Consider the following 15,602-nt stretch of genomic DNA (forward strand, 5'->3'; position numbering starts at 1 on the left):
AACTTACCTTAGTTTGAGTGTGGCCAGGCCGATTAACACCAGTACCAATGACAGGATCCAGAAACGCACAATAACCCGTGGTTCCGGCCAGCCTTTTAATTCATAGTGATGGTGAATAGGCGCCATCCGGAAAACCCGTTTGCCGCGCATTTTATACGAGCCCACCTGCAGCATGACCGACAGCGTTTCGATAACGAACACGCCGCCCATAATGAAGAGAACCAGTTCCTGCCGAACCAGAATGGCGATAATGCCAAGTGCTGCGCCCAGTGCCAGCGACCCAACGTCGCCCATAAACACTTGTGCCGGATAGGTGTTAAACCACAGAAAGCCCAACCCGGCACCGCAAATTGCAGCGCAGACGACGGTTAGTTCCGCGGTTTCCGGAATATAGGGAATCTGCAAATAGGTGGAAAAATTGGTGTTGCCGGTCACGTAGGCAAACACGCCCAGCGCACCCGCGACCATGACCGTCGGCATAATAGCCAGACCATCAAGGCCATCGGTGAGGTTGACCGCGTTGCTGGTGCCGACAATGACAAAATAAGCGAGTAGCATGTAAAAGGCACCCAGCTGCGGCATCACGTCTTTGACGAAGGGGATTAGTAGCGCCGTTTCCGCACTTTGCCCTGCGCTCCAGAAAAGGTACACCGCAACAGTTCCGGCAATCACCGACTGCCAGAAGTATTTCCAGCGTGCAATCAATCCGGCCGGGTCTTTGCGTACCACTTTGCGATAATCGTCAATAAAACCGACAAGGCCAAAGCCGCCGATAATAAATAAGGTTACCCACACATACCGGTTGCTTAGGTCAGCCCACAGTAATACTGAGACAAAGACTGAAATCAGGATCAGCAGGCCACCCATGGTCGGTGTGCCGGTTTTACTTAAATGACTTTGCGGGCCGTCGTCGCGAACGGTTTGGCCGACCTGCAAGCGACGCAATGCCCGAATCACTTTCGGACCCAGCCACAGCGACAGCATTAAGGCGGTTAAGATACCCAGAATGACACGCATGGTCAGATACTGAACAACGTTGAACCCGGTATAAAAGAACTGCAAATAATCCGCTAACCAAACTAGCATGTGGAGTACCCCACTTTTGCTTTAGCAGTGTAGTCACGGATCGATTCAACGATCCTTTCCATGCGCGCGCTGCGCGACCCTTTTACTAAAATAGTGACGTCGTTTTTCTGCTTCATAATTGTTATTAGTGCATCCACTAGTGCGTCGTTATTATCAAAGTGCTGGCCACCATGGCCGTTGAACATCTGGCTGGCACTCTGGCTGAGGCCTCCCAGAGTAAACAGACTATCAATCCCTGAATCGATAGCATAGGTTCCTACTTCTTCATGGTATCCCCGCGCATGCGCACCGAGTTCACCCATATCACCGAGGACCATCACCCGATAGCCAGTAAAGCTTGCCAATACATCCAGTGCCGCCTTAGCTGATGCTACGTTGGCGTTGTAGGTATCATCAATTACTCGTAAACCCGGGCGTAAATTGTATACATTCATTCGCCCCGGTACTGGTTTCAGGCTGGCAATCCCGCTGGCGACATCCTTCAGAGTGCTTCCGAGTTCCATACACAATCCAGCCGCAGCCAGCGCATTGGCGACGTTATGGGCCCCGGGCAACGGCACCGAAATGGCCTGCTGCTGGTTTTTACAGGTCAGGGTGAAATGCGCACAGCCCTGCTCATCAAGTTCAACGTCGCTGGCTTTGACATCCGCGGCTGGATTCTGCACGGCGAATGTTTTGTGCACCCGGTTGGCATATTCGCGTTGCCAGAACTGGTCAAATTCCGAGTCGGCATTGGTGTAGATCACACCATCCTGCGCCAGCCCCTTAACAATTTCTGATTTTGCCCGGGCGACACCCCAGATATCCCCGAACCCTTCAACGTGTGCCGGCTGAACATTGTTGATCAGGGCTACATCAGGTCTGACTAATGCACTGGTATACCCAATTTCACCACGATGATTGGCGCCCAGTTCTATCACTGCAAATTCATGCTCGTGAGTTAAATTAAGTAAGGTTAGAGGCACCCCAATGTCGTTATTGAAATTGCCCTGAGTCGCCAGCACGTTGCCGCGTTGACGCAGGATCGCCGCGCACATTTCTCTGACTGTGGTTTTTCCGCTGCTGCCAGTCATTGCCACCGTTTTAACATCGACCTCGGCTTTAACCGCGGCGGCTAAACGGCCTAACGCATAACGGGTGTCTTCGACCACCACCTGAGGCACATCCAGCGCCAGTTGCTGGCTGGTCATGATCGCCACGGCGCCGTCCGCAATAGCTTGCTGCGCATAGTCATGGCCGTCAAAACGCGGCCCTTTGATAGCAATAAAAAGGTCGCCTCTGCGCACGTCGCGGCTGTCAATAGTGACCCGGCTGATGTCTGCATTGCCACCATGTAAGTGACCATTCACCTTGCTTGCAACCCAATTAATATCAACGTCTATCATAGGGCGACCTCGTTCATACAGGCTGCTACCACAGCGCGTTCGTTGTAATCCAATGTTTGTGTACCTACGATCTGGTAGTCTTCATGACCTTTTCCGGCCATCACCACCACATCATCGGGCTGCGCATGTTGCAGGCTGTAGCGCACTGCTGCCTCCCGTCCGGGATGCTGAATTATCTGTGCGCTTCCGGTCACGCCGCTGACCACATCGGCGATAATTGCCTCAGCCGACTCGGTACGCGGATTGTCATCGGTGACCACCACGATATCGGCATGCTGGCTTGCTACATTGCCCATTTGAGGGCGTTTGCCGCGATCACGGTCGCCACCACAACCGAACACACACCATAACTGTCCCTTGCAATGACGACGCGCGGCTTTAAGAACCTGTTCCAGCGCATCCGGGGTATGGGCATAGTCGACAATGGCGAGCGCACGCTGCGGCGCGCTGAAGGTTTCCATGCGGCCGGCGACCGGTTGTAAGGTCGATAACAGCGGCACCACATCGAGTAAGGTGTAGCCTTCACTCAACAGCACCAATAACGCGGCTAAGGCGTTACTGACATTAAATTCACCCAGCAACGACAGGCGTGCCGCCACCTGCTGACCCTGCCAGTGCAAGGTAAACTGTGCACCCTCATGGTCAAACTCCAGACCCGTTGCGCGCAGAACACCTTCGCCGTTGTAGCCGTCAGCGGGGGCTTCAAGACTGTAACCATAGGCTGGTCGCGCCGACTGCTGATACCAGCCACAAACGATCGGGTCATCAAGGTTATAGATCCGCGCACGAGCCGGATAATGGTCGAATAAATCCTGCTTTGCAGCGGCGTAGGATTCCATCGAACCGTGGTAGTCGAGGTGGTCACGGCTCACATTCGTCGCCACCACGGCGGCAAAGCGTAAATCGTTAACCCGCCCCTGAACCAGCGCGTGGGAGGAGACTTCCATCGCCACCACATCCGCCCCTTCATTGGCGAGACCGGCTAACCGTGACTGCACGGTCAGCGCGTCGGGGGTGGTATTTTTTTCTGCCAGCAGCGCATCGATAAAGCCGCTTCCCAGCGTACCAAGCACCGCAGCTTTTTCAGCCAGCCCCTGGTATAACTGAGCCACCAGGTGAGTCACCGTCGTTTTACCATTGGTACCGGTCACTCCGATTAACTTAAGACGCTCACTTGGCTGATTATAAAAACGACCACCAATGGCTGATAGTTGCTCGTTTAACTGCGGTACCGAAATGATCGCAGCACCGTCCCGCTGCTCAATCGAAAAGTTGTCTGCTTGCTGTAACACAGCGCTGGCGCCCGCTTGCAACGCAGCGTTAATAAAGTGTCGTCCATCCACCTGATAGCCAGGTACAGCAACAAAACAGTCGCCGTGTGTAACCTGGCGACTGTCAAGTTTAAGTCCGCTCACCTCAATATCGGGCAGCGTTTCAGGTGCGTCCGGGAGTAACTGGATGAGTTTAATCACGTTGCCCCCCAAATCCTGCTGAGCGTAAAGTAGCTGGCGAGATGTCATCCGGTGCCACATTCAGGATCCGCATACTGCCTTCCGCTACCGTAGAAAAGAGCGGCGCAGCCACGCTACCGCCATGATAGGCATCACCTTCTGGTTCATTGATCATCACTGCAATCGCAATGCGTGGGTTCGAGGCGGGAATAACGCCGGCAAACAAGCCCACATATTCATCGCCGTAACCACCCGGCACCGCTTTTCTTGTGGTTCCGGTTTTACCGGCAACCCGGTAGCCGCGGACCCGAGCCTGACGCCCTGTGCCCTCGCTGCTCACCACTGATTCCATCATCCGCAATACGTCTTCAGTTAACTCGGGGTCAAAAACCTGCCGTCCCTCATGCGGGTTTTCCAGCGCCAGCACGCTAAGTGGACGCTGCACCCCACCGTTCCCCAGAATCGCATACATCTGAGCAAGTTGCATGGTCGTCGTTCCCAGGCCATAGCCATAGGATAACGTCGCCACTTCAAAGTCAGACCAACTGGTGCGGTGGCGGATTAAGCCCATGCTTTCGCCAATCAGGTTTATCCCGGTATCACTGCCAAAACCTGCCCCAGCGTAGGTATGCAGCAGGTCGTCAATGTCAATCGACAGCGCCAGTTTACTGATCGCTACGTTGCTCGAATGCTGCAAAATTTCCGCTAGGCTGAGTTCACCGTAATTGCGTGCGTCCTGAACCCGGCGCCCGCCGAGTCTCATCCAGCCAGGGCTGGTATCTATAGTGCTGTCCAGATCAACCACGCCCTGCCGCAGCGCCTCTAACATAACCAGCGGCTTCACCGTCGAACCCGGCTCAAAGGTGTCAGTAATGGCACGGTTGCGCATCAGGTGGGGCAGCATTTCCTGGCGGTTATTCGGGTTATAGGACGGGCTGTTCACCATCGCCAGGACTTCCCCGGTGTGCACGTCAACCGCAACCAGCGACCCCGAGGTCGCGCCGTGATAACTCACTGCTTTTTTCAATTCGCGATAGGCCATTGCCTGAATTCGCTGGTCGATGGAAAGACGCACATTCTGCGGGTATTCAGCCTGGCGAACTTCGAGCTCTTCGATAACCCGGCCCTGGCCGTCTTTGCGATACTGGCGCTGACCGGGCGTTCCGGTTAGCATGCCATCATACACCGCTTCGATACCGTCGAGGCCTTCACCGTCAATATTGGTAACGCCAATAATGTGCGAGTTGATTTCCCCGGTAGGGTAAAAGCGACGTGATTCGTTTTGCAGATAAACACCAGGAATATCCAGCTGCCGCACGTACTCAGCCACTGCCGGCGTAACCATGCGTTTGAGATACACAAAGCGCCGCTGCGGGTTATCAACCCGCGCTAATAAGTCATCCACCGGGGTTTGAAATACATCAGCCAGCGCCTGCCAGCGCCGCATATCTTCCAGTCCGCTTTGCTCATGCATGCGCAGTGGATCCGCCCATACGGTCTGCACTGGCACGCTGACTGCCAGCTCAACGCCGTTGCGATCGGTAATATTGCCACGCTGAACTTCACTGTGGGATACCCGCAGCGAACGAAGATCACCTTCATGGCGCAGCCGATCCGGTTCCACCACCTGAATAAAGGCCGCTCGCCCAACCAGACTGAAAAACACCAGTCCGATCATGGCCAGCATCACCTGAAAGCGCCATTGAATAGGTTCAGGTCGCAGGATGCGTTGGTTACGTTTTACCGCCATGGTACCAGCACCTCCTGATCTTCCTGCGGCCGCTGCATCGATAGATTGCGCGTAGCCAGCTGTTCAATACGGCTGTGCTCGGCCAATGCGGTTTGCTCAATCACCAGGTGACGCCACTCTACATCCAGCGCATCGCGCTGCTGCAGAAGCTCTTCGCGGTCTGCCACCAGTTCACGATTGAGGTGGGTCAGATAAATCACCCCAAGACTGGTGGCAACAGTCAGTGCCGTCAGCGTGAGCAACCCTAAATGGCGCCCCAGATCCTGACGGATCACGTGCAATAACGTGGACTGTTGTAGCCGGCTCATGCTAAACGCTCCGCAATCCGAAGAACGGAGCTGCGCGCTCGCGGGTTCGTCTGTACTTCAGCCGCTCCAGGTTTTATCGCACGGCTCAAGGGCTTTAAAGTACAGTCTTTCAGTCGTTCAGCTTCCGTCACCGGTAACCCGGCAGGCAACTGTGCGCCATCACTTTGTTGTTTGATAAAGCGCTTGACCAAACGATCTTCCAGGCTGTGGAAGCTAATAACTGCCAGCCGGCCACCCGGTGCAAGCACCTGAATAGCGGCATGCAGAGCCGTTTCGGCTTCTTCCAGCTCCTGATTTACATGAATGCGGATCGCCTGAAACACACGTGTAGCCGGATGTTTATGTTTTTCTTTCACCGGACTTACCCGTGCGATCAGCCCCGCAAGCTGCGCAGTAGAGAGAAAAGGGGTGGTTTTACGGTCATGTTCTATGGCCCGCGCGATACGGCGCGCATAGCGTTCCTCGCCATAGTGTTTAAATACATATACCAGGTCATCGATCGAGGCCGTGTTAATCCACTCTGCCGCAGACTGACCCTGTTCCGGGTCCATGCGCATGTCCAGAGGACCGTCACGCATGAAACTGAAACCACGTTCGGCGTCATCAAGTTGTGGGGACGAGACACCTAAGTCAAATAAAATGCCATCAACCTGGCCGCTGATTTGCTCGCGTTGCGCGGCTTCAGCCAGAGTGGAGAAAGGAGCTTGGATGAAGTGAAACTGGGGGTGTCCGGCGAGTTCAGCGGCGGCGTCTGCAGCACGCGGATCGCGGTCAAACGAATAAAGACGACCTTCTTCGCCCAATTCGTCAAGAATTGCACGACTATGCCCGCCACGACCAAAGGTCATGTCGATGTAGGTTCCATCCGGGCGAATCGCAAGTGCTTCAATGGCTTCATTGAGCAGTACCGGAACATGTTTGGCTGGCATCGTCATTATAATGTGAAATCTTTTAGTCGGTCTGGAACTTCAAAGTCGCCACGCTGCTCAATTTCAATGTCACGTTTAATTTGTTCGTTCCAGGCGTCTTCTGACCAAATTTCAAATTTGTTCAGTTGACCAACCAACATGACTTTCTTATCAAGCGCAGCATGGCTGCGTAGAATGGGAGCTATCAATAAGCGGCCATTTTTATCCATGTCACAGTCGTGGGCATGCCCGAGAACCAGGCGTTTAACCCGGCGTTCAGCAGGCTCAAAATTGGAAAGCCCCGCCAAATACTGCTCTACCACCTTCCATTCCGGCATGGCATAGAGCAACAGACAGGGTTGCAGAGTATCAATCGTGCAGACCATCTTACCTTCAGCCTGCGACAATACCTGGCTACGATACTTACTAGGTATCGCCAGTCGGCCTTTGTCATCAATGCTTACAGCAGTTGCTCCACGAAACATGATCGTCTCCGGGATCGCAGCGCGATCCACTTTTCTCCACTATTCCCCACAATAGTACAGTCTAGGCGTCATAAAAGCACCCTGTCAAGCAAAAACAGGGGCTTAAGAAGCATTGCTTTACCTTATTTTTACTGGGCTTTGAGCAAGTTCATGAAACTGGGTGGGAAATTGTGGGAGAAAATGAATGAGCCAACCTACTAATACTTTATATTGATCTAATTTTGACCATACTGGACTATGTATACATATTACCAGAATAATTAGGTTGTCCCTATGGTTGCGATGCGTCGCTGGTTCATTCTTTTTCTTGTCGTTAGCTTCGCTGTGCTACAAGGGATCCTGATCGCGTTACTCAATAGTTATCAGACACAACAGGCAAACAACGAACGTATCGCTGCATTTCAGCAGCTTGCCACCCTGCGCGCTCAGTTTGACGGCCTCCTCAATGCGAACCTCGCCAGCATGCGTGGCTTGCGTGCCGAATTCATGGCCAACCCAGCGATCGACGAACAACGTTTTGCGACGCTCAACCAATACCTGCTGGCTGATGATCTGCATACCCGCCATGTCGCCGTAGCGCCGGATCTGGTGATCCGCTATGTCTATCCACGCAATGGCAACGAGCAGGTCCTGGGTACTGACTACCGCGAGCTCCCCACACAAATGGAGTCAGTTCGTCAGGCCATTGAAAGCGGCGATATCGTATTTCAGGGGCCAGTCCCCTTACTGCAGGGAGGGGAGGCCCTAATCGCCCGGGTTCCCTTAGTCCATGACGACAATAACTGGGGTATTATCTCACAGGTTCTGGATCATCAGCGGCTGTTCGCTGATGCCGGGATTGGCCACGGCGACTCATTGAATACTGCATTGCGCGCTGGTGACGACCATCTCGCCGGTGATGAGCAGATCTGGAATCACGACGTGGTTGAACTACCCATTCAGTTGGGTGTGTTGCAGTGGTCCCTCGCCGGCTATCCAACATACGGCTACTGGGCACCGCCCTGGTGGCATTACTGGCCCTTGCTACTGGCTGGGAACCTGGTCATTGCCGCCATACTGGCGTTGTTTATTGTGGTCTTCATTAACCACCGTCGACTCCAGCACGCGTTCTCGCAGATTACCGAACAAGCGCAGCGTGACCCGTTAACCGGGCTTGTTAACCGTGTCTATTTGCGCCAGCTGCTGGGCCGCTATATCGACTATTGCGAGACGCACCAGGTAAAATTCTGTGTCCTTTTCATCGACCTCGACCATTTCAAACAAGTGAATGACAGTCTGGGCCATGATCTCGGCGACCAATTGTTGATTACCATCGCGGAGCGGCTCAGTAACCGTCTCCGTGAACGCGATATTGTTGCGCGCATCGGTGGCGATGAATTCATTCTGGTGCTCAAAGACGTCGACGATCTGGAAACCTGCATGAACCTGGCCAACCAGCTGCAGCAAACACTAACCCAGCCGGTCGAGCTGGACGGTCATCATATCCACATGCATGCCAGTATTGGCATCGCCATGTATCCGGAGGATGGCGAAGACGTCATGACGCTGATTAAACATGCAGATGTGGCAATGTATTCAGCGAAAAGTGCAGGCCGCAACACCAGTGCCTTCTTCGACGCCAGTATGCAGCGTTCCGCCGAAAGCCAGCTCAAACTATCCGAGGAGATGCGTACAGGCCTCAACAGCGGCCAGTTCGTGATTTACTATCAGCCGATCGTCACCCCCGTCGGCGCGATAACTCACCTCGAAGCCCTGGTCCGCTGGCAACATCCCGCGTTGGGGCTGCTCAGCCCCGCTCAGTTTATACCCTGTGCCGAACGCAATGGGATTATTGCACTTATTGGTGATTTTGTACTGACCCGGGTGTGCAGCGATTTGGCTTCGTTGCGGGCCTTGATCCCCGACGTCAAAGTCAGCATTAACCGCTCGCCGGCAGAATTCAATGACCCGCAGGTAGCATCGCGCTGGCTGGCGATCATGACCGAATATCAGGTCGCCAGTCGCGATGTGATTTTCGAAATTACTGAGTCCATGTTGATGCCGGATCAGCCTCGCCAGCATGCGCTGATCAATCAGCTTGACGAAGCAGGTATTCAATTAGCAATTGATGATTTTGGCACCGGCTACTCGTCGGTCAACTATGTCCGTCGCTTTCCAATCCGACTGATTAAAGTAGATCGCAGCTTTACTCAGCACCTGGCAGAGGACCGCCGGGTGGTGGCAATGGTCGGTGCGCTGGTGCAAATGGCGAAAGCGCTGGACGTACAAGTGGTTGCCGAAGGCGTCGAAACCCAGGCTCAGGCGCAGATGCTTGAGACCCTTGGGGTCGATTATTTGCAGGGGTATCTTTACACCGAGCCGTTACCGCGTAACCAGCTGGCTAAATGGTATCCAGACTATGCCGCCAGGCTTTCAGCCCGCGGCATAGCACAGATAAAATAAGGGGAGTCAGCCAGTAAGCCGGGTTCTGTCGTGGACAATCATTCGTCTAGGACTACAGTCGCCTGTAGCCTCCAGCAACCTACCCGGATCCGAGGCGGGCCACCCCAAGGATCCCTATTTGGTCTTGCTCCGGGTGGAGTTTACCGTGCCACGAACTGTTGCCAGCCGCGCGGTGCGCTCTTACCGCACCCTTTCACCCTTACCTGTTCCCACTCCGAAAAGTGAGTCATCGGCGGTTTGCTCTCTGTTGCACTGGTCGTCGGCTCGCGCCGCCCAGGCGTTACCTGGCACCCTGCCCTATGGAGCCCGGACTTTCCTCCCCCCACACACCCGAAAGTATGCGGGCAGCGATTGCCCTGGCTGACTCCGGCGGACATTGTACGCGCCCAGGGGGGCAGGTCAATCTATTCTTGTCCACCCTCCTGCTGCTCGAGGCCCCATTGGTAGAGCTGGTTTTTGCGTACCCCATAATGCTCAGCGACCACCGCAGCGGCTTTTTTCAATGCCATGTGGGGTAACAGTTGCAGCAACAGTCGGGTCGCGTCTGCTGGCAGTGCATCGGCTGCCCGTCGTGCACCGTGTACCATGATTACAATCTCACCACGTTGCTGATTGCTGTCCGCCGCGACCTGTTCAATCAACGACGAGAGGCTACCAGCAAGGAAGGTCTCAAATTGCTTGGTCACTTCACGTGCCACGACCGCCTGACGGTCAGCACCATAGACGTCCTGCATATCCCGTAAGGTGCTCAGAATGCGACGTGGGGATTCATAAAACACCAGGGTTCCGCTCTCCTCGCTGACCGCAGTGAGCTGGCTGACCCGGGCGGCGGATTTAGCCGCAAGGAAGCCAACAAACAAAAAGCGATCTGTGGGAAGCCCGGCGGCACTTAACGCAGCGATCGCCGCACAGGGTCCCGGAATAGGCACCACCTGAACGCCCGCTTCACGACAGGCATGAACCAGCGGATACCCCGGGTCACTGATCAACGGGGTCCCTGCATCACTGATTAACGCAATATTTTCACCTGCCAACAAGCGCTTAACCAGGTACTCACTACGCTGGCGTTCGTTGTGCTCATGCACCGTAGAAAGCGGTCCTTCGACCCCATAATGATCAAGCAGCGGCCTGCTGTGGCGGGTGTCTTCAGCCATAATCAGGTCCGCCTGCTGCAATACCTGAACCGCGCGGTAGGTCATATCGCTAAGGTTCCCTATCGGCGTGGCAACAATATAAAGTATCCCGCTGGGTGACTCAGACCGCATATCCTATAGCCCTTTGATTGTGTCCTCGCCGTTGGGCGTTTATAGTATGGACATGTGAATTACCAAGAGCGTTTATTGTGCCAAAGAAGTTACTTGCCTGCATCGCTATTTTCGCCCTCGCGGGTTGCGCGGGTCAGCCATCTGCACCGGTTACAGACCGATCTGCTATAGAGGATGAGCCGTTAGCGGACACCACGACGCTGATCGATGCCAGCCCGGAGGACTTCCTTGAACGCGCAGCGTTCGCTGAGAACCGCGCCCAGACCTATCAGTTCCTGCTCCAGGCCAGCGAAGCTTTCTTTGCCCGCGGAGAATGGCAACAGGGTGCATCGGTGTTGAGCCAAATGGAAGATGTCGCCCTGCCCGGCCGACTGCGCACTGAATACCTGATGCAGCGTGCCGCCTTGTTGCTTTACTTCGAGCAGTGGCAGACAGCGCAACAGATTCTTGATGATATTGAGCGAACCAGCTCCCGCGAGCAACGGGTTGCCCTTTTACGCCTGTATTATCAGTCCTACGCGGGGCAGCAGCGCCACCTCAGTGCCGCCCGTCAACTGGTCGAATTGTCGACCTACGATGAGCAGGACCATAATCCAAGGATTTGGCACCATTTAAGTCAGGTGCCCGCCGGGTACTGGCGCAATGCCGCCCGCGAAAGTAGCGAGCGGATGCGCGGCTGGACCAGCTTATTTACCCGTCTGACTCAGGCACTAGACTACCGGGAACCCGTCGCGCCAACATTAGAACGCTGGCTGCAACAGTTCTCCGGCCACCCCGCCCGACAACAAGTTGAAGAGGTGCTCGCCGACCAGCCATGGCTCCACGAGCAACCTCGCCGGATAGCCGTTTTGTTACCGTTGAGTGGTCAATTCGGACAACAAGGCCTGGCGGTTCGTGATGGCGTGCTCGCCGCGCTAAGCAATGAACGAAATGAAGACGTACTGTTTATCGACACCACTGCCTACAATGCCGACGAAGTACTAGAACGTCTGCAACGGGAAAATATCGAAGCGGTCATAGGTCCATTGTCCCGCGATTACGTTAACCGGTTCGCCGCGACGCTGAACGCACAGGACGAGCCGATGCCCTGGATTCAGTTGTGGCTAAACCGAACACCGGATGATTATGAGCCGGGGCTGGACAATTTCTTTGCCCTCGATATCGATACTGAAGTTGAATCCGCGGTTGACTATCTTAGCCAGCGCGACCACGAAAATGTCCTGGTACTAGGCGCTGATACCCAACGCGGACGGCAGCTCGCCAGCCAGTTTGAAAGTCAGTGGGTGGCTAAACACGGCGCCACCAGCGTCCATGTTGGTCGTTACAGTTCGAGCAATGACATGCCTGACCGGGTGGCTGAAAGCCTTCACGTGCGCGATTCCAACAACCGTATCGAGCTAGTCGAACGCGCCGCCGGCACCACTACGATTGAATCTGAACCGCGCAGTCGACGAGACGTTAGCGCTATCTACCTGCTCGGTGATGCAGCCCAGGCGCGACTGTTAAAACCCTTTATCGAAACGAATATCAGCCCGTTTGCCCGCCGCCTGCCGGTCTTTGCCTCATCCTCAGTTCACGAAAGCTCAGACAGCCGAGGCAGCAGTGACCTTGACGGCATTGTCTTTTCAGAAGCGCCGTGGCTGTTACCAGAGCATTCTGAGCGCGCTTTATTTGAACGCTTTCAGCAACTGCGTCCGAATCAGTCACCATCGTCGCAACGGCTTATCGGGATGGGCTATGATGCAATGGAACTGTTACCCCGCCTGAGCGTAATGAACTGGCTGCCCGGATATGACCATCCGGGCCTGACCGGGCAATTGCGTATTTCTGAGCATGCCATCAGCCGTCAGCTACACTGGGCCGTATTCGACAACGGCCGTATTGTGGAGCAACGCGGAAATGAGCAGTCGTTCAGTGGGGACACACTTTGAGTACCAGGCAGAAGCGTATTTGAAGCAGCAGGGGCTGACCCTGGTGGAGCGTAATTTTCGCCTGCATGGCGGTGAAATTGATTTGATTATGCGCGACCAGGACTATTGGGTCTTTGTCGAAGTTAAGTTTCGCTATAATGCGACCGTCGAGCATCCGCTGGGGCAGATCCGCCAGGGTCAGCTACAACGGATCCGTCACTGTGCAAAAGTTTATCTTTATTCCAATGATTTGTCCGAGTATCTTACCCCCTGTCGGTTTGACGTCGTCGCCATTACGGCCGACCCGGCGGAGTTACTCTGGGTCAAAGACGCTTTTTAAAAAACCTAAGGTTTTCCATGCGCGAGTTTCTCAAAAACTATTACAACGAGAGTATACAAATTCAGGTTGCCGCTTCTGAAACATTAGCCGATGTTTTAGTCGACGCTGCCGACCTGCTGGTCTCCAGCCTGCTGGCTGGCCAACGGGTATTCAGCTGCGGCGACGGACAGAGTTTGTTTGTTGCCAATCACTTCGCTGACCTCTTACTGCAGGGCTCAGAACTTGAACGCCCGCCCTTTCCCGCGCTGGCGTTGGGGCTCAGTTCAAGCCAGACCTCTGAGCTGGAGTCTATTGCGCGCCAGGTGCAGGCGATTGGGAGCCAGGGTGATATTCTGGTTGCCTTCATTAGTGAACAGCATTCCGAGCGGGTCCATCAGGCGATGGAAGCAGCGCTGTCCCGTGAGATGACCATTATCGCTATTATTGGCACCGAATCCGGCGACGCAACCGGTCTGCTCGGTCCGGCTGATATCGAAATACAAATCCCAGCCGCCAACCCGGCACGTATCACTGAACAGCAATTGTTTATCAGCCATCTGCTATGTAGTCTGATTGAACAACAGATTTTTCAGGGGGGGACGTCCTAATGAAACGCATGGTTATGCTGCTATGTTTACCGTTGCTGGTTAACCTTTCCGGTTGTGCCCTGGTCGTTGCTGGGGGTGCCGTCGGTGCTACTGTAGTGGCCATGGACGGGCGTGATGTCGGCACTCAGGTGGACGACAACAGTTTGCGCTTGCGGGTAGAGAGCCATCTTAATGATGACCAGACGCTTCGTGAGCAACGCATCCAGATCGTGGCTTACAATGGCAATGTATTAATTTTTGGGCAAGCTGAAAGCGACCGCATTCGCGATCAGGCAGTGCGGGTTACCCGTGATGTGAATGGCGTTAACCGTGTCTATGACCAGCTCCGTGTCGGTCCTAAAGCGACCTTAAGCGAACGCTCGCGAGACACCTTTCTCACCTCAAGGGTGAAAGCAGCCTTGATCACCGACAGCGAGTTTGACCATAGCAATATCAAAGTATATAGCGAAAAAGGTGAAGTGTTTCTGGTAGGAGTGACCACTGCTGATGCCGCCGCCGATGCCATTGAACAAGTTCGTCACATGAATGGTGTGGAACGGGTTATCGATGTACTGGAGCGCCGTTAACGCGCGCTCCAGCTTAGTCGTTACTTACTTGACTACTTTCAGTGAAGGTTTACCCTTCGCTGGTTTCTCAGCTGCGGGCTCAGAAGCAGACTCAGGATCACCCTGATAGTCATCCAGCCCCGGTTCCTGTTCGAAGATAGTGCCTGCACCATTCTCCCGCGCATAAATTGCGGTCACCGCCGTCATAGGGACCCAGATACGCCGTGCAGCACCACCAAAGCGGGCTTCAAAGCTGACGTGATTGAGATCCATGGTGAAGCGAGTCACTGCATCAGGATGCACGTTGAGCACGATCTGGCCGTCCTGCACGTGTTCCTGTGGCACATCAACAAACTCCAATGTCGCATCCACAATAAGATGCGGTGTACATTGGTTATCAACAAGCCAGTCATACATGGCTCGCAATAAATAAGGACGCTGTGGAGACATCTTTAAATCCATAACCCCTCTTGGCGCAGCTCAGGATTACCCCTGAGCTAATTCGCGCTCTGCTTCGGTCAGTGACTTCTGGAATGATGGACGCTCAAACAGGCGTACCATATACCGCTTAATCTCTTTCGCTGTGGAACCTTCTAACTCAATCTTGTACTGCGGCAAACGCCATAACAACGGCGCCAGATAGCAATCCACCAGGCTGAACTCTTCGCTCATGAAGTAATCACTGTCAGCAAACATCGGCGCCAGTGCCAGCAAGCCTTCACGCAGCTCCTGTCGGGCCTGGTTGGCTTCTTTGTTGCTGCCTTTCAGAATCGTCGATGCCAATGCATACCAGTCACGTTCAATGCGATACATCATTAAACGGCTGTTGCCACGGGCGACCGGATAAACTGGCATCAATGGAGGATGCGGAAAACGCTCATCAAGGTATTCCATGATAATTTTTGAGTTGTACAGAACCAGCTCGCGGTCGACTAAGGTCGGTACTGCGTCCGGATACGGATTCAACTGAATCAGATCTTCCGGTTTTTCATCACCTTCGACAAAGCTGATCTCAACACCCACCCCTTTCTCAGCCAGCACGATGCGGGCCTGATGACTGAACAAATCGTCTTTGCCAGAATAAAGGGTCATTACCGAACGTTTATTGGCAGCTACAGCCATGATTTTCTCCAGTTTATG

15 protein-coding genes and 1 other RNA gene are annotated in these 15,602 nt (G+C 54.3%); 5 read left to right on the forward strand and 11 right to left on the reverse strand.

Features of this window, described 5'->3' with window-relative positions:
* Nucleotides 1-3: 3 nt before the first annotated feature.
* The 7 genes from mraY to mraZ are packed head-to-tail and all read right to left on the reverse strand — an operon-like array spanning nt 4 to nt 7,373.
* Nucleotides 4-1,086: a phospho-N-acetylmuramoyl-pentapeptide-transferase gene (gene mraY, locus CWE12_RS04765; RefSeq protein WP_126788551.1), complete on the reverse strand. Its 1,083-nt coding sequence runs from the start codon at nt 1,084-1,086 to the stop codon at nt 4-6.
* Nucleotides 1,080-2,471, reverse strand: coding sequence for a UDP-N-acetylmuramoyl-tripeptide--D-alanyl-D-alanine ligase (locus CWE12_RS04770; protein ID WP_126788552.1), 1,392 nt, complete (start codon nt 2,469-2,471; stop codon nt 1,080-1,082). Before CWE12_RS04770 ends, mraY begins: the two co-directional genes overlap by 7 nt.
* Nucleotides 2,468-3,943 carry a UDP-N-acetylmuramoyl-L-alanyl-D-glutamate--2,6-diaminopimelate ligase gene (murE, locus tag CWE12_RS04775; RefSeq protein WP_241984137.1) on the reverse strand — a complete coding sequence of 492 codons (1,476 nt, stop codon included), beginning with the start codon at nt 3,941-3,943 and terminating at the stop codon, nt 2,468-2,470. The genes CWE12_RS04770 and murE overlap by 4 nt, the downstream gene beginning before the upstream one ends.
* A complete protein-coding gene (locus CWE12_RS04780; protein ID WP_126788553.1) occupies nt 3,936-5,672 on the reverse strand; it encodes a penicillin-binding transpeptidase domain-containing protein in 1,737 nt (578 codons plus the stop codon). Before CWE12_RS04780 ends, murE begins: the two co-directional genes overlap by 8 nt.
* The gene (gene ftsL / locus CWE12_RS04785; RefSeq protein ID WP_126788554.1) at nt 5,663-5,980 is read right to left on the reverse strand and encodes a cell division protein FtsL; all 318 of its coding nucleotides are present in this window, start codon (nt 5,978-5,980) and stop codon (nt 5,663-5,665) included. Before ftsL ends, CWE12_RS04780 begins: the two co-directional genes overlap by 10 nt.
* The gene (gene rsmH, locus CWE12_RS04790; protein ID WP_198675707.1) at nt 5,977-6,918 is read right to left on the reverse strand and encodes a 16S rRNA (cytosine(1402)-N(4))-methyltransferase RsmH; all 942 of its coding nucleotides are present in this window, start codon (nt 6,916-6,918) and stop codon (nt 5,977-5,979) included. The genes ftsL and rsmH overlap by 4 nt, the downstream gene beginning before the upstream one ends.
* On the reverse strand, nt 6,915-7,373 hold the full coding sequence (mraZ, locus tag CWE12_RS04795) for a division/cell wall cluster transcriptional repressor MraZ (protein ID WP_126788556.1): 459 nt from the start codon (nt 7,371-7,373) through the stop codon (nt 6,915-6,917). The genes rsmH and mraZ overlap by 4 nt, the downstream gene beginning before the upstream one ends.
* Before the next feature lie 273 nt (nt 7,374-7,646).
* On the opposite strand from mraZ, the gene CWE12_RS04800 reads away from it, so the two are divergent.
* Nucleotides 7,647-9,815 (forward strand): putative bifunctional diguanylate cyclase/phosphodiesterase, encoded by a 2,169-nt coding sequence (locus CWE12_RS04800; protein ID WP_126788557.1) that lies wholly within the window; start codon nt 7,647-7,649, stop codon nt 9,813-9,815.
* Here the strand turns inward: CWE12_RS04800 and rnpB are convergent.
* Together rnpB and rsmI are read right to left on the reverse strand one after the other, a co-directional pair.
* An RNA gene (gene rnpB / locus CWE12_RS04805) (RNase P RNA component class A) lies at nt 9,814-10,183 on the reverse strand. The two genes, CWE12_RS04800 and rnpB, sit on opposite strands and share 2 nt — an antisense overlap.
* A gap of 36 nt (nt 10,184-10,219) precedes the next feature.
* Entirely contained in the window at nt 10,220-11,080 is an 861-nt protein-coding gene (gene rsmI, locus CWE12_RS04810) for a 16S rRNA (cytidine(1402)-2'-O)-methyltransferase (protein ID WP_126788558.1), read from the reverse strand.
* 77 nt (nt 11,081-11,157) lie between these two features.
* Here rsmI and CWE12_RS04815 point away from each other — a divergent pair, with 77 nt between their 5' ends.
* Genes CWE12_RS04815 through CWE12_RS04830 form a run of 4 tightly spaced genes read left to right on the forward strand, consistent with a single transcriptional unit; the run spans nt 11,158 to nt 14,483 of the window.
* Complete coding sequence (locus CWE12_RS04815) at nt 11,158-13,011, forward strand: penicillin-binding protein activator (protein ID WP_157981927.1); 1,854 nt, start codon at nt 11,158-11,160, stop codon at nt 13,009-13,011.
* Nucleotides 12,980-13,330: a YraN family protein gene (locus CWE12_RS04820; protein WP_157981928.1), complete on the forward strand. Its 351-nt coding sequence runs from the start codon at nt 12,980-12,982 to the stop codon at nt 13,328-13,330. The genes CWE12_RS04815 and CWE12_RS04820 overlap by 32 nt, the downstream gene beginning before the upstream one ends.
* A gap of 17 nt (nt 13,331-13,347) precedes the next feature.
* Entirely contained in the window at nt 13,348-13,917 is a 570-nt protein-coding gene (locus tag CWE12_RS04825; RefSeq protein WP_126788561.1) for a D-sedoheptulose-7-phosphate isomerase, read from the forward strand.
* Nucleotides 13,917-14,483 carry a BON domain-containing protein gene (locus tag CWE12_RS04830; RefSeq protein ID WP_126788562.1) on the forward strand — a complete coding sequence of 189 codons (567 nt, stop codon included), beginning with the start codon at nt 13,917-13,919 and terminating at the stop codon, nt 14,481-14,483. Before CWE12_RS04825 ends, CWE12_RS04830 begins: the two co-directional genes overlap by 1 nt.
* 24 nt (nt 14,484-14,507) lie before the next feature.
* On the opposite strand, the gene CWE12_RS04835 is transcribed toward CWE12_RS04830, so the two are convergent.
* Nucleotides 14,508-14,912, reverse strand: coding sequence for a ClpXP protease specificity-enhancing factor (locus CWE12_RS04835; RefSeq protein WP_126788951.1), 405 nt, complete (start codon nt 14,910-14,912; stop codon nt 14,508-14,510).
* 36 nt (nt 14,913-14,948) lie between these two features.
* Nucleotides 14,949-15,584, reverse strand: a complete 636-nt coding sequence (gene sspA, locus CWE12_RS04840; protein ID WP_126788563.1) for a stringent starvation protein SspA — start codon at nt 15,582-15,584, stop codon at nt 14,949-14,951.
* Between the last annotated feature and the right edge of the window lie 18 nt (nt 15,585-15,602).

Source organism: Aliidiomarina sedimenti, assembly GCF_003986955.1.
Lineage (GTDB): Bacteria > Pseudomonadota > Gammaproteobacteria > Enterobacterales > Alteromonadaceae > Aliidiomarina > Aliidiomarina sedimenti.

Excerpts from the sequence above, each read along its gene's own strand:
- mraZ (WP_126788556.1), bottom strand. The coding sequence starts at position 7,373 with ATGTTTCGTGGAGCAACTGCTGTAAGCATTGATGACAAAGGCCGACTG.
- CWE12_RS04825 (WP_126788561.1), top strand. The coding sequence starts at position 13,348 with ATGCGCGAGTTTCTCAAAAACTATTACAACGAGAGTATACAAATTCAG.
- CWE12_RS04800 (WP_126788557.1), top strand. The coding sequence starts at position 7,647 with ATGGTTGCGATGCGTCGCTGGTTCATTCTTTTTCTTGTCGTTAGCTTC.
- CWE12_RS04835 (WP_126788951.1), bottom strand. The coding sequence starts at position 14,912 with ATGTCTCCACAGCGTCCTTATTTATTGCGAGCCATGTATGACTGGCTT.
- CWE12_RS04820 (WP_157981928.1), top strand. The coding sequence starts at position 12,980 with ATGAGCAGTCGTTCAGTGGGGACACACTTTGAGTACCAGGCAGAAGCG.
- ftsL (WP_126788554.1), bottom strand. The coding sequence starts at position 5,980 with ATGAGCCGGCTACAACAGTCCACGTTATTGCACGTGATCCGTCAGGAT.
- rsmI (WP_126788558.1), bottom strand. The coding sequence starts at position 11,080 with ATGCGGTCTGAGTCACCCAGCGGGATACTTTATATTGTTGCCACGCCG.
- sspA (WP_126788563.1), bottom strand. The coding sequence starts at position 15,584 with ATGGCTGTAGCTGCCAATAAACGTTCGGTAATGACCCTTTATTCTGGC.
- CWE12_RS04830 (WP_126788562.1), top strand. The coding sequence starts at position 13,917 with ATGAAACGCATGGTTATGCTGCTATGTTTACCGTTGCTGGTTAACCTT.
- mraY (WP_126788551.1), bottom strand. The coding sequence starts at position 1,086 with ATGCTAGTTTGGTTAGCGGATTATTTGCAGTTCTTTTATACCGGGTTC.
- CWE12_RS04780 (WP_126788553.1), bottom strand. The coding sequence starts at position 5,672 with ATGGCGGTAAAACGTAACCAACGCATCCTGCGACCTGAACCTATTCAA.
- CWE12_RS04770 (WP_126788552.1), bottom strand. The coding sequence starts at position 2,471 with ATGATAGACGTTGATATTAATTGGGTTGCAAGCAAGGTGAATGGTCAC.